Raw genomic sequence first — 20874 nt, forward strand, 5'->3', positions numbered from 1 at the left:
CGGGGAGAGAGGATCAGAAGTTGATCTGCGCGGTCACGTAAACCCGGCGCGGATCGCCGTAGAACCCGGTCAGCGTCCCTTCGCGGCCCAGCGTCGAGACAAACGGCGCGCCGCCGACCCCGCCTGCCACGAAGTTGTAGCCGGCTACGATATATTCCTTGTTGAACAGGTTCTTGCCGTGCAGCCCGATCGAGAACAGGCCGCTGTCATCGGTGTAGACCATGCTCGCATCGACCAGCACGAAGCCATCCTGATCGAGGAAGGGGTTGGGCACTTCGAACTGGCTCGCATCCGACCGCAGCGAGGCAAGGCCGATGAAGTCCATCATGCCCCCGCCCACCGGCAGGCCCATGTTGAAGCCCATGTGTGCGGTGACATCCGGGGTGTTCTGGAACACGCGCTGGTCCGCCACATCGCGGCCGAAGGCGTCGATGAAGGTGTTGAACTTGGCGTCCAGAATGCCCAGCGACCAGTTGATGCTGAAGCGGCTGCCGTCGCCGGCGAAATCCTTGCCGACCAGCGCATTGCCTTCGAACTCGATCCCGTTGACGTCAGCCGAAGCCGCGTTCGAGGTGATGCCGATAAAGCTTTCGTTCACCCCGTCGCCGTTGGCGTCGAAGCCGACCGAGCCGGGGATCTGCACGTTGTCGTACTGGCCAAGGAAGGCGGCAAGGCTGATGTTCAACTGGTTGTCGAGCAGCGATGCCTTCCAGCCCAGTTCGAAGCTGTCGACCGTTTCGGGGTCGAACGCCATGAAGTCGAACACCTCGTCCGCGGTGCAGGCACCGCCGCGGCTGTTGCGGCACGCGGTGGTCTGGCCGCGCGGGTCGAAGCCGCCGCCCTTGAAGCCCTGCGAATAGGTGAAATAGAGGTTGTGGTCGGCGTTGGGCTGCCAGCTGATCGAGGCACGCGGGTTGAAATCCTTGAAGGTCGCGCTGCCGTTGAAATTGCTGGTGACCGCAATCGGGGCGCCCGCTCCGCCGAACAGGTTGGAAAACCCGCCGAGGAAGGTGGTGCGCAGCACCTGGCTGGTGCGCTTGTCGTTGGTGTAGCGCCCGCCCACCGACACGCTGATCGTGTCGGTGAGGTCATAGGTGAAGTCGCCGAACACCGACCAGGTCTTGGTCTTCACATCGCCGAGCGTCTGCGCGGTGAGGCCGTTCAGCGTGGTGAACAGCGCCACGTCAAAGGCGGTGAAGGCGTTGGCATCAAGGTAGTAGAAGCCCAGCACGCCCGACAGACGGTCGCCTTCGTAAAGCAGTTGCAGTTCCTGGCTGAACTGGTCGTTTTCGTAGATCGCGGGCACATCCAGATCGACTGCGGCAAGGCTGTCGAAATCGATCGGGGTGGTCGAGGAGTCCTCACGGTAGCCGGTGATCGATTTGATCGTGACCGTGTCCGACAACTCCAGCGCAATGTTCAGCGCGCCGCCATAGGCTTCGACTTCCTGATCGACGATGTTGAGGCCAGCGCGGGTATCGAACACGCTGTCCAGCACCGGCTGCGCGGTGACGAGGCTGGGGATCAGGCGGTGGCCCTGCCGGGCTTCGGAATTGTCCTTCACGTAATCGCCGGACAGGCGAATGAACAGCGGCCCGCTGTCGAATTCGATCGTGCCGCGGGCGGCCCACACGTCCTTGTTGTAGTTTTCGGTGCCGAGCGTGAGATTGTCGCCGAACCCGCCGCGCGACAGGCGCGCGCCGCTGGCGCCGATGCGCAGGTTGTCGCTGATCGGGGTCGAGGCGCTGACGATCAGATCGGCCTGGTCATACGAACCATAGGTGCCGCGCACCATCAGGCTCGGGTCTTCGGGCAGGCGTGCCGTGACATATTTGATCGCGCCGCCGATGGTGTTGCGGCCATAGAGCGTGCCCTGCGGCCCGCGCAGCACTTCGATGCGTTCGACATTGTAGATGTCGAGCACGGCAGCCTGCGGACGGTTGAGGTAGACATCGTCGATGTAGAGGCCGACGCCCGCCTCGAAGCCCGCAACCGGATCCTGCTGGCCGACGCCGCGGATGAAGGCGGTGAGGGTGGTGTTGGTGCCGCGGCTGACCTCCAGCGTGATGTTGGGCACCTGCTGGCCGATCTGGGTGAGTTCCTGGATGCCCTGCTGCGCCAGCGTCTCGCCCGTCAGCGCGGTGACCGACAGCGGCACGTCGATCAGACGTTCTTCGCGGCGGCGGGCGGTGACGATGATCACGCCGTCTTCTTCGGCCGCTTCGCTGACGCTGGTGTCTTCGGCCATGTCCTGCGCGTAGGCAGGCGCGGCAAAACCGGCGATGGCAGCGCTTCCGGCGAGCAGCAGTGCACGGCGGCAGAATGTCTTGGTCATGGGGTGTGTTCCTCTCCTGGCCCTCTATGCCAGCCCTGATATTGAAAGTTGAACCATGTTTCAAGTTTGGACTTGTGCGGCTGGGCTCGCGGGCGTAGCGAATGGGGCGAGGGAGTAGCCGATGGGCAACAGTCACGGGAGCGCGACAAAGGTCGCAGAGGCCGCAGGCGGCGATGCAAAGGCACCGCGGACCGAGCGCGGTCGACGGACCTTGCGCAAGCTGCTGGATGCCGCAGCCGAAGAGTTCGGCGAAAAGGGCTTTCACGAAGCCTCGGTGAGTTCGATCACGCGCCGTGCGGGCGTGGCGCTGGGCAGCTTCTATACCTATTTCGACAGCAAGGATGCGCTGTTCCGCGCCCTTGTCGGCGACATGAGCGAGAAGGTGCGCACCAGCGCGCGGTCAGCCTTGTCTGACGACATGGGGCCGCTCGAAATCGAGCGGGCGGCGCTGGCCGCCTTCCTGCGCTTTGCGGCCGAGCACAAGGAAATCTACCGCATCATCGACGAGGCCGAATTTGTCGATCCGGCCAGTTACCGCCAGCATTATGAAACCATCGCCGCCCGCATCACCGATCGCCTGCGCGCCGGCGCGGCTGCGGGCGAGTTCAGGGACGGGCTTGGCGAGCTCGAGGCATGGGCGATGATGGGCATGAACGTGTTCGTCGGCCTGCGATATGTCGTCTGGGGTGACGGAGGCATTGCCCCCGATGCGGTCGCTGCCGGGGTCAACCGCCTGCTGGCCGAAGGCATCGTGCGTCGCTGAAGCCGCCGCTTTCCACGGCTCCCATCCGCCGTTAGACAATGCGACCATGATCCTTGTCATCAACGCCCTGAGCGATGCCGGGCACCTTGCCGCGCTGCGCGAACGGATTGCCATGCTCGAATGGCGTGACGGCCGCGAGACGGCGGGGGCGGTCGCGCGCGAGGTGAAGCGCAACCTTCAGGCCGATCTCGGAACTCCGGCAGGTCGGCGGATGCAGGATGAGCTGCTGCCGCTCATCGCCGACAACACGATTGTCAAAGCCGCCGCCCAGCCCCGGCGCTTTTCGCCGCTGATCATCAGCAAGACCGGCGTTGACGGCAAATACGGCGCGCATGTCGACAATGCGCTGATGGGCAAGGGCACCGCGCGCCTGCGCACCGACCTTTCCTTCACGCTGTTTCTCACCCCGCCGGGCGAATATGATGGCGGCGAACTGGTGGTCCACACCGCCGGCATGACGCAGGAGCTGAAGGGCGAGGCGGGCCATCTGGTGCTTTACCCCTCGGGCAGCATCCACGAGGTGAAGCCCGTCACCCGCGGGACACGGATCGTCTGTGTCGGCTGGATCGAGAGCATGGTGGCCGATCAGGCGCGGCGGGAGATGCTGTTCGATCTGGAAAATCTGCGCACCGCGCTGCGCCAGAAACTGCCTGCCCAGTCAGCCGAGCTTCTCACGCTCGACAAGACCATCGCCAACCTGCTGCGGATGTGGGCGAGCGCCTGAAGACTTCGGCGCGGCGGCGCGCTTGCCCCTGATTGTGAACCAGATGATCAGGCCGACACCGATCACGCTTGGCCCGGCCCAGACCGCAGGGTTGAACACATGTTCGGGCACCAACCGGATCAGCCCGACCGACATGAAGGCGGTATAGGCCGAAATCCCCATCCCGATCAGCGCACGGAAATGCTCTCCGATGTAAGTCGTGCGCGGGGGGGCATCCGCACGCCAGATATAGAGCTGCTGGATCGCCATGGAGACGATGCCGATAAAGGCGACCAGCATCATCAGCGGGTGCCCGACCCTGAAGCCGTAGATGCCGCACCACGCGCCGGAAATAACCACTGCGGCAATCACCGCCTGATAGCGCAGGCCCCGCAGAGCCAGGCGATTGCGGCTGTGGCGCACCACGGCGAGACCATAATCGACAAAGCCGATGGTCAGCATGCCGAGATAGAGCATCATCCACCCGAACAATCCGGTGAACAAGGCGCGGTCGGTGATTTCGGGATGGCGGGTGTCCGGCCCGTAGAGCGAAAGCAGCGCCATCGCGATGGCAAGACCGCCCGCTCCAAGAAAGCCATAGCACGCGGCGCGCCCCCACTTGCGGTGGTTGGTTGCGCCCTTGCGGGTCACGATCGGGCCCCAGAATGCCGTCAGCCCCACCGCTCCGGTGATCACATGGGCAACGACAAGGGCTTCGAACAGCGCCATTCCAGCGAACATGACACAGAATGTGTCAGGTTCCTAGATCACTCCCGCTTGTGGCCTGTGCTGTTCAGCGCACCCGCGACGGTGCCACCATCACCGCATTGGCGATCATCAGGTCGAGCCCTTCGAGATAGGCGCGGGTGGAAGGATCGTGCGCAAAGCCGATCACCAGCCCGCGTCCCTGCCGCTGCGCCATCAGATAGGGCTTGTAGGCCAGCTGCCGCCGGTTTTCTTCCCACACATAGCCGCTGGCGATAAGATTGCCCGCAGCGGCGAAGCGCAGGACGTTGACGCCCTTCGCCCGGTCGAGCGGGGTGAAGATCTGCGTGCCGGTGGCCAGCACCACCGCACCATCATCATAGCCTGCCGACAGGAAGTGATCGCGCTCCGCCACCACGTTCAGCAGCGCGCCGGGCAGCGTATCGGGAAGGGCGGCCTGATCCTTGATCACCTCGCGATATTCGGCATCGCTGGCGATCTCGACCGCCTCGGCAAGATCGCCCTTGGCCTCGCCCGCTGCGTCAGGCTCGCGCCCGAGCGCCGCTTCGCGCTTGACCGCGAGCAGCGGATTGTCGCCGCTGCTGAAGGTTTCCAGGCTGTCGCCGATCGCCACCAGCACGCCGCCCTTGCGCACGAATTCGCGGATGGCGCGCTGTCCGGCGTCGCCCAGAACGGCGGAGGGATCGCCTTCTGGCACCAGCAGCACATCGTAACCGGACAGGTCGGCACGGGCGAGGCGGGCGGTGCGGATCGGCACCACGGGCAGGCCGAGGCGCTGTTCGAGCACGTAGCGCAGCGCGCCTGCGCTCAATTGCGACACGCCATCGTCCCACGCCACGGCCACCTTGGGAAGGGTGAGCCGCGCGAAGCTCTCGCTGCCGAGGTTCGGCCCGCTCTCCACCCATCCGCTGTCCATCGCGACCGTGTGTGCGCCGATTTCGCGGGCCAGCGCTGCAAGTCGCGCCATCTTTTCAGGGCTGTTCGCTCCTGCGGGGAACACCACGGTGCCACGCGGAAAATCGCGGCCTGAAGTGGTGAAGGCCTTGTCGGTCACGCGGCCCTCGATCCCTTCGCGCAGGGCCAGTGCGACAAGTCGTGCCTGCCCGCTGTCGGTCCACGGCACGGCGATGGCAAAGCTGCCGCTGCCGTCCTGCCTGGGCGAGATGGGCGCATCCGCCGCGAGCGCTTCGCCCGTGGCAACCGCGTTGCACAGCGCCACTTCGACCCCCGCCATCGGGCCGACCGACCATGCGGTGACATCGTAAAGTTCATGCGGCAGATCCTGCGACCGGCGCCGTTCCTGTTCCGCAAGGAAATCGGCCGGCAGCGGCGTGTCCCGATCGAGCAGGCTGCGCACCAGGCGGGCAGCCGGCTGGGCCTGCGGGACCGCGAGATAGCCTGCGGGATAGGACTTGCCGCAGGCCGTGGCAGCGCCTTCGCGCCGCAGCACGGTGATGCCCTGTTCGGCAAGGCGGCGGCCCAGCCGCTCTGCATTCCAGCGGCGCTTGCCCAGATCGATGATGTAGCTGCCGCGCCCTGCTGCGCCGCCGGCATTGCTGCTGCGGTAGGCGGCGAAGTCCGACAGGAAGCGCTGCGGATTGTCGGCCACCGCCGCTGCCGTGGCGAGGCTGGCGGTGAAGTGGTTCATCACGCCATCGGCATAGGTGAGCCGGGTTCCGTCGCGCCGCGCAAACACCAGCCCGCGTGCCGAGCCCTGTTCATATGTGCTGCCGATCGCGCCCTGATGCGCGTTCCATGTGTCACCATAGCCGGGGTAGAACAGGTCATAGACCTCGCGGGTGAAATAGGGCTCTCCGCGTGCGTCGAAAGCGGCAGCGTTATAGCGCCCGATCAATTCGTAGGCGCGGATCTGTGCGGCGGATAGGTTGGGATTGAACGGCTGGGCTGCGGGCGAGAAGAAGTAGGTCTCGTCCCCGCCCATTTCGTGCAGGTCGACCACCACCACCGGGTTCCATTGCCGGATCGCGGCGACCTTGCCCCGTGTTTCGGGCTGGCTGAGGGTGAACCAGTCACGGTTCAAATCGAACATGTAATGGTTCACACGCCCGCTCGGCCAGGGCTCGTCATGCTCGGCAGCCTGCCGGTCGGCAGCCGGGACGATGCCGGTCGAGGCGAGGAAATTGTTCACGAACCGCGCCCGCCCGTCGGGGTTCTGCATCGGGTCGATCACCACGATGGTTTCGGCCATGATCTTCGCGGCGCGATCGTCGTTTCGGGCGGCGAGCAGGTGGTAGGCGGTCATCAGCGCGGCATCGGTCGAGGAAATCTCGTTGCCGTGCACGCCGTAGGCCAGCCAGGTCACCGGCAAAGCGCTGCCGTTGCCCGCGCGTCCGGCGGCGATGGCGGCCATATCGGCGCGGATCGCCTCCAGCCGGGCGATGTTCTGCGGGGCCGACAGAATCAGGTAATAGAGCGGGCGACCTTCCCAACTGGTCGCATACTGCACCAGCTGCGCACGGTCGGGCGCGGCATCGGCCAGCGCCTTGAGATAGGCATAGGTCTGGTCGGGCGAGGTGATGCGGCTGCCCGGTGCGTGCCCGGCCGTGGCGGTCAGCGTCGGGATGGCTGGATCGAAGGTCCCGTCGATGAAGGACTGCGCGCTTGCAGGCAGGGGCGCCGCCGCCAGTGCTGCGAACCCAGCGAGCCAGCGGCCCAGTTTACCCATGCGCATTGCGTTTCCCCGATTGGCGGTGATTGTCGGCAAGGGCCATGCCTTGCCGCGAAGTCGCAGCGCCGGTCAAGCGGGGAAGGGCAGTCGGGGCGGGAATGGTCCCGTCAGACGAACTCGGCGCGCAAATATTGCTCCATGAACAGGCCGGTGAGCGGGTTGTGCGGGGCCAGCGCGAGATCGCCGAGGCCTGCGAGGATATCCGCCGCCGGTGCACCGATGGCGCCACGCCCGCCTGCGTCCTGCGCCGCGAGCGGTTGATCCGCGCCCAGCCCAGCCTCGCCGATGCTGCCGCCATTGCCGAACCAGCCCGCATAGGTCTCCGGCCCGAAGCCGTTGGCGGTGAGGTAGTCGATCACTTCCTGCTGCGACTGGTAGTTGGCGTAACGGATGTTCCCGTCGAACTCCATGATCGCCCGCAGGTAGGCGGTGCCGTCTGTCAGAGCGAAATAGACCTCCTGCAGCCCGTCATTGTCATAGTCGTCGGCGCCGAGGACGCGGTTGATGTTTTCGATGAACAGGTCGTTCTGGAACCTGCGCTGGCTGTCGTTGGGGCTGCCCGGCTGCACCACGCCGGCCCGCACCAGCGGATCGATGTAGATCCCGGCCACCCGCGTCTCGCCCGCCCAGCTGAAGTCCATGAAATAGACGAGGCCATCGGGTGCAGTGCCGACGGTAGCAAACCTGCCGATCTCGAAGTTGACGAGGATCTGGTCGATGTCCCCGTCGCCATTGACATCCGCCGAGCCGATCCGCAGCCATGCGCCACCACCGCCGAGGAAATTGCCGTCGAAATCGCGGATCGCGTTCATGGCTTCCTGATAGACGCTGCGGTCGGCTGTCTCGAAATTGACGCTCACCCCCGCGCCGGGGCGCAGGCGGACAGTCTGGTCGTCGAACTGCACGAACTCGACGCCTCTCAGCGTGTCCGTGCCGTCCGGGCCGGTAATGGTGAAGGAACCGTCGAGGAAGGGCTGGGTGATGATATAGGCCGAGCGGTTGCCGCGCATCACTGCGGTGTCGACATTGCTGCCGCCATCGATGTTGTCGTTGCCATCGCCGCCCATCAGCAGATCGACACCGTCGCCGCCGGAGAGAAAATCATCGCCGCCGTTGCCGTAGATGGAATCGTCGCCTGCCCCGCCCTGAAGCGAATCGAAGTTGGAGCCGCCGATAATCGTGTCATTGCCGCGGTTGCCGAACACCTGCACGGTGGTGGTCACCGCAGTCATGTCGAGCTGGGTCGCCTGGGTGCTGAACCGGATCTGGAGCGGGGCTGCGGTCAGCGTCAGCGAACCGCCGTCAGCCAGCGTCAGGAACCGCAGTTCGAGCTGCTGGATCGCCTGTAACTGGGCCACCCGCATGATGACATTGCCTTGCCCGGCGCTGGCAATCGCTTCGAAATCGCCAGAGATCGCCACGCCGGTGAGGTCCAGATTCTCAACGTTGCCCGTATCGATGATCAGCCGGTCAAACCCGTCGCCGCCGCTGATCACATCGTCGGCGCCGATCGAGGCGACCTGGATCGTGTCATTGCCCGCACCACCGGAAATGTTCAGCCGGCCATTGCCGAACACCGAGATATTGTCGTCACCACCCCCGCCGATCAGCGTGTTGTCGCCATCGCCGAACAGCAGGAAGCTGTCGTTGAAGGCGCTGCCGGTGAAGTGGTTGTTGCCGCCTCGCGAGATAATGCGGGTGCGGTGATTGCCGGCCACGACGGTATCGTTGCCGAAGCGCACATCGATCCCGATCTCGATGTCGGTCTGGTTGGGGCTGGGGTTGGCGATCGCGCCATCCGGGCCGATGATGTTGTCATCTCCGTCGCCGCTGACGATGTTGAGCACGAACACGCCCGGCCCCGAAAGGTCGGCCCGCGCCCCGCCATTCGGCAGAGAGAGCTGGGTGACCTCGAAGCGCCCGACGGGATTGAGAATCGCATTGTCGGTGATGCGCAGGTTGGGGGTGACGATGGTGCTGAAGGCATTGACCTGCGCGACGGTGCCGATCAGGCCGAGATTGCCTGACAGCTCCAGCCCCTCGATCGAGGTGTAGAACGGTGCGCCCAGATCATAGGTGGTGATCTCGACACCCTGATTGGACCCGATAATGCGTACCGTATCGGTGCCATTGCCGCCGTTGATGGTATCGGCCCGCGGGTTTTCATCGGCTCCGCTGCTCAGATCGAAGATGAACAGGTCATCGCCATCTTCGCCGTTGAGTATGTCTGCGCCGGTGCCGCCGATCAGGGTGTCATCACCGCCGCCGGCATTGATCACGTCATTGCCGCCAAAGCCCGAGATCGTCTCGCCCAGATTGGTCCCGGTCAGCGTATCATCGCCCGGCGTGCCGTTGATCGGCGGGCCGTTGGTGGACACGCCGTTGGGGTTGATGCCGGAAAAGTTGAACGCGGTGAAGGCGGAGGGCGCGACATTGAGGAAGCGGATCGTATGGGTCGGGCCGAAATCGGGATTGGGGTGCATCGTCAGCAGCGTGTCCGCCCCGCTCGCCACGAGCCGGAAATGCCCGGTGCCGAAAGGATTGCTCACCCTGTCGTAATTGAACAGGTTGAACTGCATGATCCGGCTGAGGTCGATCTGGTCACCGGCATTGCCCGTGGCGAAATCGGTGAAGATCGTTTCTCGCGATCCGCTAAAGGCAAGCGTGCTGAACTGCACGACATCCGCACCGCTGCCAAATGTCACGCGGATTCCATTACCCTCAAGCGCGAGTTCCAGACGGTCATTGCCCGCGCCCAGATCGATCGTGCCGTTCACACCCGTGGCGAAATAACGGACGGCGTCATTGCCCGCTCCGGCATTGACGCTGGAATTGGTCTCGCCATTGAAGTTCGAATTCTGGACGATGATTTCGTCGTTTCCGTTGCCGCCGATGATCAGATCGGTGCCTGAAAACGAGAACAGCCGGTCGTCGCCGTCGCCGCCGTCGATGGTGTCATTGCCCTGACCGCCATCGATGAAGTCGTTGCCGCCAAGGCCATTGACCGTGTCATCGCCCGCACCTGCATCAATGCGGTCATCCTGTTCGGTGCCGTTGATGGTGTCATTGCCCGGTGTGCCGTTGATGTCTGCCATTCTGCTTCCCCCCGCAAGAGGCCGCGGTGGTTGCAAAGCCCGGCCATCCTGTTCGTTTTACTGCGCTTTCCGTAGCATCGCCACGGGCGCGCGGCAAACTCTATGCGAAGGGAGACTTGCGTTAACGCTGCGTCTTTTCGTCCGCTGCCTCTCCGTCGGCGGGAAGGTGCCCGGGCAGGGCAATCAGGTCTTCCAGAAACAGGGCGATCAGGCCCGAGTGCGATTCCACCCCGGCTTTCGCATAGATGCGCGCCAGCTGCGCGCGCACCGTTCCCTCGGCCGAACCGCGCAACCGGGCGATTTCGTTCACTTCGCAGCCCTTGAGCGCGAACAGCGCGACATCAGCCTCGGCAGGGGTCAGGCGCCATTCGTCGAACTGGATCCGGATCAGATCAGTCAGTGCGCCCCGCGCGGCAGCGACGGTCGCAGTCTCGTGCCGGGCTGCGGCCAGATATTCCCGTGCCCGCATCGCGCCGAGCAACACCGCAGCTATCAGGGCCACCACGGCCGCAGCTTCGACCGCCAGATGCAGGTTCATTCCCTCGATGGCGACGTCCGCGACGACATCGACCAGAAAAAATGCGCAGGCCACAGCTTGCAGTCCTGCAAGGGCACCGACCGCCGCAGCCTTTCGTTCGAGCCTGCTTGTTCTTCCCGCCATGCTGATTGCCTATTCCTCCAGCCACCTGCACGCCACAAGAACCTGTCCGGCGCCGCGAGGCCTAACCAAAATCATCCCCGCCCGGGCAGGGCGGCGTCGGCAAGAGATGAGGTCGAGTCGCCGCTGAAACACTGCCTTGCTTGCCCCTCTGTTACTGACATCGCTGACAGTAAGCAGTTGCTTACGGTGCCGGGCAGCCTGCCGCGGCCCTACCGATGGGACCACCGCGAGGCCAGAAAGCAGTCCCATCTCGACGGGTATTCCAGTGCGGCGAAAGAGAAAATCGTTCTCTCTCAATCAATTAAATAAAAGTAAAAATGTCAATTGTGCGCCGCATCATAGGCGTCAACTAAATTAGACGCTTCACAATGTTATGATACCGTTGATCTGGATCAATTTGCATCGTCGAAATCTTGCCAAAATTGGCTGTCTGCTCTCATTGAATGAGTTTCTGCTCCCTGTAACCTTACCAAAGGGATGGAATTAATTCAGTATGATCAGGCGTTTATTTTGGGAGCGATATCATGAACTTCTATTCGAAGCGCACTACACTTGTGCTTGGCACATCTATTGCTGCGATGGGCATGACCATGCCTGCGGTCGCGCAGATGACGACTGTAACGGTTCCGGGGGTCAGCTTGCCGGGAGTTGCGACAATTCCCGGCGCGACGCCGATCGATAGCGGGGTGACCAGCACCGGCACTCCTGCCGCCACCGCGAATGTCGTCGATGTCGCTTCGGGAACGATCGAACAGCGCGTTGTCGGCGAAGAGGGCGGCGCGACCACGGATGCCGCATCGCTCACCAACAACGGCAGCACCACCATTCGCGCCCGTGCAACAGCGACCAATGCCGAAGCGCAGGCGAATGCCAATGCCTCGCTGGTGGACGGCATCTTCCAGAACATTGCCGGCCCGTACAACAGCGTGACTGCGGCCTTCGTCAACAGCGGGACGCTGACCATCGGATCGTCCGCCAGCGCGACCGGAACCACCGGCCCCGGTGAAGGCGATGCTTTCGGCGCGCGGGCGACATCTTCGGCCATTGGCGGTGTGCATCAGGAGGCGGTGATCGAAGGCAACCGCAGCGGAACCACCACGGTGACCCACGCCAACAGCGGCACCTTCAACTTTACCTCGACCGCCATGGCAGCTGCGGCGGATTCAGCCAGTGCCACGTCCGAACTGGAAGAAGCCGTTTTTATGCGGGCGCAGGGCAATGGCAGCGGCGATGTCACCGCCAACACCACTTTCACCAATAACGGCACGGTCAACGCCGCATCCGCTGCCACGGCCACTTCCAGCGCGCTCGATGCGATTGCGGTGGCAGGAGCTGGCGGCGGGGAACACGGGCTGTTCCACATCCGCAGCGCGGTCAATGGCACCGGCACCGATGTTGGCAATGCCGCGCTGATCAACAATGCCGGACGCAGCATCACCGTAAGCTCCACTGCGACCGCGACCGCTCTCGGCAATGCCTCGGCAACCGCGCTTGGCGGGGACGGCTTCTCGAGCGAGGAGGACACCAAGGGCACCGTCATTCTTGTGCAGGCGCAGGCCAGCGGCGCGGATGAAGGCACTGCCAATTCCACCATCACCAATGCCGGAACGATCACCGGCACCTTCAGTTCGCGGGCGACTTCGACCGGCACCGGTGGCTCGGCCACTGCCAGCACGGTCTCGAACGGCACGATCCGCCAGATCGTCGAGGCGGGCGGGCCGGAAAGCTTCGTTGGCCGCGTCGGTACTGCGACGCTGACCAACGCCGCAGGGGGAACGATCAACATCACCACTTCGGCCATCGCCAACGCAGCCGGCGCGACCAATGCCTCGGCCCAGCTTGGAGCGGCGGTGCTTCAGAACGGCGAGATCATCGGCGTCTCGAACCTTGGCTTCACCAATGCCGGGACGTTCAACGCCGGTTCGAGCTCGTCGTCGATCTCGACCGGTGCTGCTGCCAATTCACTCGCACTTGCAAGGGGTGTCCGGCAGGCGGGGATCTCGGTGGGCGGGTTCAACGCGGGCTTTTCCAACACCGGCACCTTCACCGTCAGCACCAATGCGGTGGTTGACGGGAACACCGCCGGATCGCTCGGGATCGCCGATTCCATCGGCTATCAGGTGCAGAGCGAGCCGATGACGCTGAACGTTTCGAACGGCGGCACCTTCACCGTCAACGCCACTGCGACCAGCGACCGTGTGGCAGTGGCCACGGCGACCGGCATGGAGTTCTTCGCCAATATCGATCCTACCACCCTGCCTCCTGAAGAAGGCGGCGGCGGCGGGCATGGCGGCGGCGGCGGAGGCCATGGCGGCGGCGAGGCAGCGGACGGCAGCTTTATCGGCACGGCCACCCTCGCGTCCGATGGCAAGCCCGCCAGCATGGAAGAAGAGGAAGATCCCTGGGAAGGCTGGACCAACCGCATCAGCGGCACGGTCAGCAACAGCGGCACCCTGTCGGTCAACGCGACCGCAACCGGTGGCACCCCGACAAACGGACCGCTTGCCGAAGCAACCGCGACCGGTGTGCATTTCCGCTCGGCGGTCAACACTGCGACCTTCACCAACACCGGTACCATCCGCGTTACCGCGATCACCAATGGCGGCAACTCGCGGGCGACCGGTATTCTGGTGACCGACTTCATCACCTCGCCGGTGGTGCCGGCCAGCACCGACCGGATGACGATCATCAATAACGGCGGCACGATCATTGCCCGCGAAAGCGTTAATGGCGGGGCGACCTTCCGGCGAGGCACCGCGATCAACACCAGCGGTGCGCCGAACCCGGTCGACATCCGATTCCTGGGCAACAGCAACGTCTATGGCAACATCATCCTCGGTGCGCCTGACACGATCACCATCGCCAGCGGCACGACCACGTTTGACGGGATCGTCAATCCGACGGCGGCTGCCGGCAGCATGACCGTGGCCAACGGCGCGACGCTTTATCTGGTCAACCAGCCGACCGGAAACACCAGCTATGATGGCCCCGCGCGCGTCAACGTGAACACCTTCACGCTGGCGAGCGGCAGCACGCTGCAACTGCAAATGCCCAGCGCCACTGCGGCAACGGCAGCGCAGGCATCGTACCCGCGGATCACTGCCGGAAACGTCACGCTGACCGGTGCCAATCTTGTGCTCCAGCTGAACACGCCGAACGGGCTGTATGATAACCTTTACACCTTCAACGACGTGATCGACGGGCAGGTCAGGACTGGCCAGTTCGCCAGCGTCGTCACCAACACGCGGTCGGTGCTGCTGACCCCGGCGGCGGTGTATGATGCCAATGCCAATGTCGATATCACGCTGACCCGCGTGCGCTTCGACGCGGTGGCGGGCCTTACCGCCAACCAGAAGGCAACCGGCGGCGCGATCGAGGCGGTCTACAGTCCGCCCCAGACCGGTGCCTACGGCACGCTGCTCACCAACCTGTTCCTGATCAATGACGCAGGGGTCTATGCCGAAGCGATGAACCAGCTCAGCGGTGCGCAATATGCCGGGCACATGCAGGCTTTGCGCAACAATTCGGTGCAGGTCAGCACGCTGGTGTCCGACCAGACCGACTGTGCGGTGATCACCGGCGGGATCAAGGAATGCCGCGAACGTGACGACGGGCTGCGTGTGTGGGCTCTGGGCGCTGTCCATGATGCGCGCGTGCGCAACGACGGCAACGGCATCGGGCACAACAGCGACGGGTCCCACGCCCTGCTGGGGGTCGATTACACCACCAGCAATTTCACCTTCGGCGCCTTTGGCGGCTATCGCAAGGTTGACACCGCGTTCGATCTCTACGGCGGCGAGATCGACAGTGACGGCTTCCAGCTCGGCTTGCTGGCAGGGTACGACATTGGCGACTTCTACCTGCGCGCCAACGGCAGTTACTCCAAGCTTGATGGTGATGCCGTACGGACGGTCGGGGTTCTCACCACCGCTGGCGTGATCACGGCCGAGCCGGACTTCCGCGTCACCTCCTTCTATGCCGAGGCCGGCGGCCGCTTTGCCCTCGGCGAAAGCTGGGTGACCCCGTTCCTTGGCGTCGAATACACCAAGGTGAAGATGAACGGCTTTACCGAAGCTGGCGTAGGCGGGGCCAACCTCGATTTCGGCAGCCAGAGCGCAAGCGACACCGCCTTCCTCGCTGGCGTCAAATGGGCCGGCAAGCTGGGGATCGTGGTGCCCGAGGCGAAGGTTGCCTATCGCAGCGATGACAAGGGCGTGTTCGGCACTTCGCAACGCTTTGCCGATGCGCCGGGGGCTGCGTTGTTCGACACCGCTTCGCCGCAGTCGGACAAGGATACGGTTATGGCCGGCGTCAGCCTTGCCGCGCTGTTCAACGACAAGGTGACCGGACGGATCGGCTATCAGGGCCGGTTCGGAACAGGACTGCGCGACAATGCCTTCTACGGCAGCCTCGTGATCACGTTCGGCGGAAGCTGAGCCGCAGCCAGCTCCCCTGCGCGGGGGGGGGGGGGGGGCGCCCCCCCCCCCGCGTCCCCCCTCAAGCGAACCATCATTTCGTCGATCGAATCAGGGAGGTTTCAATGGCAGGATTTCAACAATTGGCCGGGGCCGCCGCTCTGGCTTTGCTCGTCGCCGGATGTGCCGGCAAGCCAACACCTTACCAGCCGATGTCATCGTCCAGCCGCGTCGCTGGCGGCTATTCGGAAACCCGGCTCGCGGCCGACCATTTCCGGGTGACATTCGTCGGCAACAGCTTCACATCGCGCGAGAGGGTCGAGGCATCACTGCTTTACCGCGCCGCCGAACTGACGCTGCAAGAAGGTTACACCTGGTTCCTGATCGAAGACCGCGAGGTCGAACACCAGGTCCAGCGTGATCTGCGCCCCGATCCGCTTTACCGCCCGTGGTTCTACGATAACTACGGCTACTGGCGGCCCTATTGGCGGTACTATGGTCCGGGCATCGGCTGGCGCACATGGGACCCCTATTTCGGCGATCCCTTCTGGGCTGACCGGCTGGACGACCGGACAATCGAACGCTTCGAGGTGTCAGCCGAAATCAGGATGGATCGAGGCCCGCTGCCGACGGGCAACCGCAAAGCTTTCGACGCCCGCGAGGTGATCACGCGGATCGGACCGCAACTCCGGGACGGCGGTTGAGAGCCGGGCAGTTGCCGCGCTGCCTGTTGCAGCGCGCGACTGTGCCTGAATCTGTTGAGGCGAGGTGGGGGCCACAACCAAACCCGCCGGCGAAGTCCGGCGTGCCGCTTGGCTGTGGCTAGCACCATCTTTCCCAAGTCATTGAAAAGATGGTGGGCGCGACAGGGATTGAACCTGTGACCCCACCCGTGTGAAGGGTGGGAAAGCGGACAAATTCGACTTTCCTCGGACAATAAAATCGTGTAAAAACAGTCAATGGCGTTCGATGGTGTCCGCCCATGTTTTTCATACTTTTTTCATAAGTTTTGGAGGTGCCGAAAATGGCCGATCTCAGCCGCATCGGGGAGCGCGAGAAGCTGAAGCCGCGGAGCGGCAATGAACCGCACTGGCACCGCCTGCGGCAAAGAGTCTATCTTGGCTACCGCCCCTCGCGGAAGAAGGCGGGCGGCACGTGGTTTGCCCGGTTCTATGATGCCGAGGGCAACCGCAATGCCCGCAAGCGGCTAGGCGACTATGGCACCCTGTCAGGACATGACGTGTTCAAGCAGGCCAAGGCGGATGCCGAGGCGTGGGCGGAAACGGTCGAAACCGGCGGCGAGCGCGCCCGCGACATGGAAACGGTAAAGGACGCCTGCGAGGCTTATATCAAGGAAAAGCCCGGATCGATTGCCGAGGGAGTTTTCCGGCGGCACGTCTATTCCGATCCAATCGCCAAGGTGAAGCTCGACAAGCTCCGGCGGCACCACCTGAAGGCATGGCGCAAGCGGCTGGAGGATGCGCCAGCTGCGGCGACGCGCACGAAAGACAACGACAAGAAGCGAACGAAGGAGCGCTCAAAGTCGACCGTCAACCGTGACATGGTGCCGCTGCGCGCCGCGCTGGGCATGGTGCTGAAGCCCGGCGCTCCCAACACGGATGCAGCATGGCAGGAGGCGCTACGTCCCATCAAGGGAGCCGACAAGCGCCGGGAGCTGTATCTTGACCGCGATGAGCGCAAGAAGCTGATCGATGCCGCGAGCGATGAGGCGCGCCCCTTCGTCAAAGCCCTTTGCCTCTTGCCCCTGCGCCCCGGCGCGCTGGCAGGACTGACGGTGCGCGACTTCGACAAGCGCACCCGCGCGCTCACGGTCGGCAAGGACAAGAACGGCAACCCGCGGCAGCTCACCATGCCGCAAATGATTGCCGACTTCTTCGAAGCGCAAGTGAAGGACAAACTCCCAACCGCATCGATCTTCGCCCGCACGAGCGGTAAGGCGTGGGACAAGGATGCTTGGAAGCACCCGATCAAGGATGCGGTCAAGGCGGCTGGCCTCCCCGGTGCAACAGCGGCTTACACCTTGCGTCATAGCGTCATCACAGACCTGATCCGCGCGCGCCTGCCAATTCTGACAGTAGCGCAGCTATCCGGCACGAGCGTTGCCATGATCGAGAAGCACTACGGTCACCTTGTCCGTGATGATGCAGAAGAGGCGCTGGCCAGCATTGCAATCTAACGGCCTGCATAGATTATCTGTTCGTGCCTTAGATTGACACTTCGCCTGGCATGATTGATCCTGAAATCACATCAGGAGAAGAGCGACTCGCTCTCGCCAACCTGCCAGTCCGGGCAAGGTGGCTCCCGCAAGGGGATGTGGCTGAAGGCAACGAAACGGGCTTTCCAGCAACATCGGATCACGTCTCTCCTGTGCGCGAAGGAGAAGATTGATGTCTGACGGATGGCAGATCAACGACATGGCCCTGTGCACCAAGCAGGGCTATTGGGAAGACCGGGACAGTGGAGAGCTAGTGACATTTGGCCCGAAGGCTGGCCAATTGCTCACAGTCGCGGCCGTCACGACCGGCTGGACCGATAGATCCCGAGGGCACGTGCTGTTGGGGTTCAAGGAGTTTGGCAGAGACTTCTTCGCCGCGCACCGTTTCATCAAGATCAAGCCGGAAGACCTCGACGAGACCGAAGAGCAGTTGCGGCTCGATCTTGATGTCCGCCTGCCCGCCGAACTGGTCGAGGCGCATTCATGATGGTGGAAGAATATGGGAGGCCAACAGGCCTTGAAGGCCTTCTAGAGTTTTGCGCTTCCGATGGACGAGTTTGTCCGTTGTTCGGTGCCTGGGAGCGATTCTGGCGATCGCTGAAAGTTAGCGCCCGCGAACGTCGCACCACGGGTTATGACATCGCCATGAGCGTGGATGATGATGAGGCTTCATATAGGCTGCGTTTCGAGCCACCGCGTCCGAATATCCTCTCGTCATGGTGGGCGACGTCAGATGTCCAAAAGATGGAGACACTGCGCCAGCAAATCCTCTGGGCTGCACAGCACGATGTCCTTGATGTCGCGGACCGATTTCTCCGCGGCCTTAATGCCGACAAGTGGCACCGTGCGGTGGTGCCGTCGACCTCGTCAGCGTTCGACGACATGGCGCGCGAACAGAAGGAGATGGCCAGCGAAGAGCGCTTGAGGCAAGCCGCGAACCGTCATCGGCGGCTGGCTGCGGCGCAAGCTCACAGAGATCGGAAAGCCTCCATCGATCGCTGCTATGCTTCCAGCTTGGATCAGGACTTGATCCGCGCCTATCGGGCGACTGCCTACACCGTGTTTGCCGAACCGGAGTTTGCCTTGCGGATCAGCGAGCGCAGCGCGAGGCTGGCCAATCTATTCGACCGCACCGGCAACAGCTGCGCCGCCTACATCACGGCATGGAACCCGAAGGGCGCGGCATCTGATCAGGCGTTCAACGCGGCCGCACAAGAGCGTCTTGCAGCCGCGGTCGAAGAGCTGAACCTCGACTACCTCCAAGGCGAAGGGCAAGGCGAGATCGGCGACTGGCCACCAGAGGAGAGCCTGCTGATCCTTGGGTGCACGCGGAGCCGCGCGAAGGCGCTCGGGCACAGGTTCAAGCAGAACGCAGTCGTCTGGGCCGGGGCCGACGCGGTGCCCGAGCTGATCATGCTCATGCCGCTTGGCGTGGTGCAACCCGGAGCGCCGGATGCCGCGTAGTGCATCGCCTGTCCTTTTGCAGGCGCAAGCGACGCTTTTCTGCCGTTGACGACGGGGTCCGTGCGATGACGATCAATTTCAGGCCACTCAAGACTAAGGGGACCTTCGTGCGACCCGCGTCAAGGGGTAGACCAATTTCGACGCCTCTTCCCGGAAGCGAAACGGGGAACGCCGAGTTACTCTCCTCACCAAAAGGACAGCAGCGGCATCGCTAGCCGAGGGGCCAAGCGGCATGAACGCGATTCAAACCTGTTCGAATCTGTTTCAATTGGTCTGCCGCGAAGCGAGGATCATTCCGGTCCCGCACTGCGGAGACAGTCCAATGAGCATCGAAGAGAAGCAGCCCGCCAAGCTGGCCTACAGCATCAAGGAAGCCTGTCAGGCCACCAGCCTCGGCAGGACCACCATTTATGCTCTGATCACTGAAGGGCGTATCATTGCCCGTCGTATCAACGGGCGCACCGTCATTCCTGCCCAGAGCCTTCACACCCTGATTGCGGGGCAGGAAACGCCGAATTGACGCGAAAAGCGCGTGCCTTGGGAGTGAGGGCGCGGAGCATGGCCTGAGCGCCTCAGGCACGATCACAGGAAGACCGTGTTACATGGTCTCGCCTGTGGGAAAATAAAAGCCGCTGAAAATACAGAGGTGTATTCTCCCGAATCTTCGCGAATCGCTACGAAAACATGGCGCTAGGAGATGCGCACCGCACCAATGGTGGGTTATCATTTGGTCAGCAGTTTTGAGATTGGGTCGGGCCGTTATCGTGGCTCACCCCTCGCCAGTGTGGACGGTTAACGGTGGCGCACATGGCGGAATGCACAACCACGGGATCTGACAAAGTGCACGCCTAGTCCGAAAGGTAGAGAGGCGGTCGGTGAGGGCGAGGGAGCCCAAAAGGATAGGAGCTACCAAGTCGTCGGCGTCCCTCTGACCGACGATGCCCGCTAAGCCTCGGCCCGGCTCGGGTGAGCACAGCGTGGACGGACCGTCCCCTGCATCGGGCTTCGCTCCAGAGCAGGGGATGGTCGTCCTATGCCCACAATCCTGACCCTCTCAAATGAGCATTTAGGATTGAGAGATAAGCTTTAGGATTAAGAGTGAGCGAATTGACGTTTTCGAAGGCGATCGTGGCCGAACCGCCAAGATGGCCACTCGTCGAGAAGCGCATTTCGCCAATCAGCCTTTCTAAGATCGTTCGGCGGTCTCTGCCTTCCACGGCAACTTCAGCCCACTCAGTTGGTTGATCGACGATTCAACCTCGGCCCGGTTTGAACGAATGTGGGCCAGAGTGTCCCCCGACAAGCTGAGAGGATTTCCCCAATGCCACGGCTTTCAAAGCGCGATCCAGCTATGGAAGAGGAGCTTCTGTCTCGGCTGGCAGAGGGAGAGCCGCTCAGCGTGATTTGCCGGAGTGATCCCAAGTTTCCTCATCCGACGGTCTGGCGGGACTGGTGCGAGGCCGACGAAGCCCTTGCCATCGCGTATGCGCGTGCGCGCGAGGCTGGCGAAGACGTTATTGCAGAAGAGTGCCTTGCCATTATCGACGAACCCCCTGCGCGACTCATGACGGATCATGGCCCGCGTATTGATCCGGCTGACGTTAACAATCGTCGACTGCGGTTTGAAGGTCGCCTGAAGCTCCTTGCCAAGTGGAACCCGAAGCGGTGGGGCGAGAAGGTCGATGTAACAAGCAGCAGCAATGAGATCACTAGCATCGCGGCGGCGATTGAAGAGGGTAACAGGCGGGTCGAAGAGTCGCGCAACAAAACCTGAGCTTGTGTAGCTG

Annotated in this window: 14 protein-coding genes and 1 riboswitch; of the genes, 9 read left to right on the forward strand and 5 right to left on the reverse strand. The window is 63.2% G+C overall.

Translation table 11 applies throughout. The features are described 5' to 3' along the window. Positions 1 to 13 precede the first annotated feature (13 nt). Positions 14 to 2335 (reverse strand): TonB-dependent receptor, encoded by a 2322-nt coding sequence (locus ACU0AG_RS11880; RefSeq protein WP_482782493.1) that lies wholly within the window; start codon positions 2333 to 2335, stop codon positions 14 to 16. A gap of 121 nt (positions 2336 to 2456) precedes the next feature. Here ACU0AG_RS11880 and ACU0AG_RS11885 point away from each other — a divergent pair, with 121 nt between their 5' ends. Together ACU0AG_RS11885 and ACU0AG_RS11890 are read left to right on the forward strand one after the other, a co-directional pair. After that, positions 2457 to 3098: a TetR/AcrR family transcriptional regulator gene (locus tag ACU0AG_RS11885; RefSeq protein ID WP_482782494.1), complete on the forward strand. Its 642-nt coding sequence runs from the start codon at positions 2457 to 2459 to the stop codon at positions 3096 to 3098. Between the two features lie 46 nt (positions 3099 to 3144). After that, positions 3145 to 3822, forward strand: coding sequence for a Fe2+-dependent dioxygenase (locus tag ACU0AG_RS11890; protein WP_482782495.1), 678 nt, complete (start codon positions 3145 to 3147; stop codon positions 3820 to 3822). Here ACU0AG_RS11890 and ACU0AG_RS11895 read toward each other — a convergent pair. The 4 genes from ACU0AG_RS11895 to ACU0AG_RS11910 all read right to left on the reverse strand — a co-directional run bounded on the left by ACU0AG_RS11895 (position 3757) and on the right by ACU0AG_RS11910 (position 10903). Continuing rightward, positions 3757 to 4542: a hypothetical protein gene (locus ACU0AG_RS11895; protein WP_482782496.1), complete on the reverse strand. Its 786-nt coding sequence runs from the start codon at positions 4540 to 4542 to the stop codon at positions 3757 to 3759. The genes ACU0AG_RS11890 and ACU0AG_RS11895 overlap by 66 nt on opposite strands. Positions 4543 to 4594: 52 nt before the next feature. After that, positions 4595 to 7213, reverse strand: coding sequence for a M14 family zinc carboxypeptidase (locus ACU0AG_RS11900; protein ID WP_482782497.1), 2619 nt, complete (start codon positions 7211 to 7213; stop codon positions 4595 to 4597). Positions 7214 to 7323: 110 nt separating this feature from the next. Beyond that, positions 7324 to 10311, reverse strand: a complete 2988-nt coding sequence (locus ACU0AG_RS11905) for a beta strand repeat-containing protein (RefSeq protein ID WP_482782498.1) — start codon at positions 10309 to 10311, stop codon at positions 7324 to 7326. Between the two features lie 121 nt (positions 10312 to 10432). Beyond that, positions 10433 to 10903, reverse strand: coding sequence for a helix-turn-helix transcriptional regulator (locus tag ACU0AG_RS11910; RefSeq protein ID WP_482782499.1), 471 nt, complete (start codon positions 10901 to 10903; stop codon positions 10433 to 10435). 653 nt (positions 10904 to 11556) lie between these two features. Here ACU0AG_RS11910 and ACU0AG_RS11915 point away from each other — a divergent pair. The 7 genes from ACU0AG_RS11915 (at position 11557) to ACU0AG_RS11945 (ending at position 20861) form a co-directional block, all read left to right on the forward strand. After that, on the forward strand, positions 11557 to 15408 hold the full coding sequence (locus ACU0AG_RS11915) for an autotransporter domain-containing protein (RefSeq protein ID WP_482782500.1): 3852 nt from the start codon (positions 11557 to 11559) through the stop codon (positions 15406 to 15408). Positions 15409 to 15512: 104 nt separating this feature from the next. Beyond that, complete coding sequence (locus ACU0AG_RS11920) at positions 15513 to 16091, forward strand: CC0125/CC1285 family lipoprotein (protein ID WP_482782501.1); 579 nt, start codon at positions 15513 to 15515, stop codon at positions 16089 to 16091. 320 nt (positions 16092 to 16411) lie between these two features. Then, complete coding sequence (locus ACU0AG_RS11925; protein ID WP_482782502.1) at positions 16412 to 17584, forward strand: tyrosine-type recombinase/integrase; 1173 nt, start codon at positions 16412 to 16414, stop codon at positions 17582 to 17584. Positions 17585 to 17647: 63 nt separating this feature from the next. Then, positions 17648 to 17749, forward strand: a riboswitch (SAM-I-IV-variant riboswitch). Between the two features lie 46 nt (positions 17750 to 17795). After that, positions 17796 to 18110, forward strand: a complete 315-nt coding sequence (locus ACU0AG_RS11930) for a hypothetical protein (RefSeq protein ID WP_482782503.1) — start codon at positions 17796 to 17798, stop codon at positions 18108 to 18110. Then, positions 18107 to 19087: a DUF3293 domain-containing protein gene (locus tag ACU0AG_RS11935; protein WP_482782504.1), complete on the forward strand. Its 981-nt coding sequence runs from the start codon at positions 18107 to 18109 to the stop codon at positions 19085 to 19087. Before ACU0AG_RS11930 ends, ACU0AG_RS11935 begins: the two co-directional genes overlap by 4 nt. 232 nt (positions 19088 to 19319) lie before the next feature. Further along, complete coding sequence (locus ACU0AG_RS11940) at positions 19320 to 19607, forward strand: helix-turn-helix domain-containing protein (protein WP_482782505.1); 288 nt, start codon at positions 19320 to 19322, stop codon at positions 19605 to 19607. 831 nt (positions 19608 to 20438) lie between these two features. Further along, positions 20439 to 20861 (forward strand): terminase small subunit-like protein, encoded by a 423-nt coding sequence (locus ACU0AG_RS11945; protein WP_482782506.1) that lies wholly within the window; start codon positions 20439 to 20441, stop codon positions 20859 to 20861. Positions 20862 to 20874 lie beyond the last annotated feature (13 nt).

The sequence above is a fragment of the Erythrobacter sp. RANMB8 genome, from assembly GCF_056848235.1.

What these genes read in the sequence shown, in the direction of transcription:
- ACU0AG_RS11905 (WP_482782498.1), bottom strand. Translation starts at nt 10,311, where the DNA reads ATGGCAGACATCAACGGCACACCGGGCAATGACACCATCAACGGCACC.
- ACU0AG_RS11895 (WP_482782496.1), bottom strand. Translation starts at nt 4,542, where the DNA reads ATGTTCGCTGGAATGGCGCTGTTCGAAGCCCTTGTCGTTGCCCATGTG.
- ACU0AG_RS11930 (WP_482782503.1), top strand. Translation starts at nt 17,796, where the DNA reads ATGTCTGACGGATGGCAGATCAACGACATGGCCCTGTGCACCAAGCAG.
- ACU0AG_RS11885 (WP_482782494.1), top strand. Translation starts at nt 2,457, where the DNA reads ATGGGCAACAGTCACGGGAGCGCGACAAAGGTCGCAGAGGCCGCAGGC.
- ACU0AG_RS11890 (WP_482782495.1), top strand. Translation starts at nt 3,145, where the DNA reads ATGATCCTTGTCATCAACGCCCTGAGCGATGCCGGGCACCTTGCCGCG.
- ACU0AG_RS11935 (WP_482782504.1), top strand. Translation starts at nt 18,107, where the DNA reads ATGATGGTGGAAGAATATGGGAGGCCAACAGGCCTTGAAGGCCTTCTA.
- ACU0AG_RS11940 (WP_482782505.1), top strand. Translation starts at nt 19,320, where the DNA reads ATGAACGCGATTCAAACCTGTTCGAATCTGTTTCAATTGGTCTGCCGC.
- ACU0AG_RS11915 (WP_482782500.1), top strand. Translation starts at nt 11,557, where the DNA reads ATGACCATGCCTGCGGTCGCGCAGATGACGACTGTAACGGTTCCGGGG.
- ACU0AG_RS11900 (WP_482782497.1), bottom strand. Translation starts at nt 7,213, where the DNA reads ATGGGTAAACTGGGCCGCTGGCTCGCTGGGTTCGCAGCACTGGCGGCG.
- ACU0AG_RS11925 (WP_482782502.1), top strand. Translation starts at nt 16,412, where the DNA reads ATGGCCGATCTCAGCCGCATCGGGGAGCGCGAGAAGCTGAAGCCGCGG.
- ACU0AG_RS11880 (WP_482782493.1), bottom strand. Translation starts at nt 2,335, where the DNA reads ATGACCAAGACATTCTGCCGCCGTGCACTGCTGCTCGCCGGAAGCGCT.
- ACU0AG_RS11920 (WP_482782501.1), top strand. Translation starts at nt 15,513, where the DNA reads ATGGCAGGATTTCAACAATTGGCCGGGGCCGCCGCTCTGGCTTTGCTC.
- ACU0AG_RS11945 (WP_482782506.1), top strand. Translation starts at nt 20,439, where the DNA reads ATGGAAGAGGAGCTTCTGTCTCGGCTGGCAGAGGGAGAGCCGCTCAGC.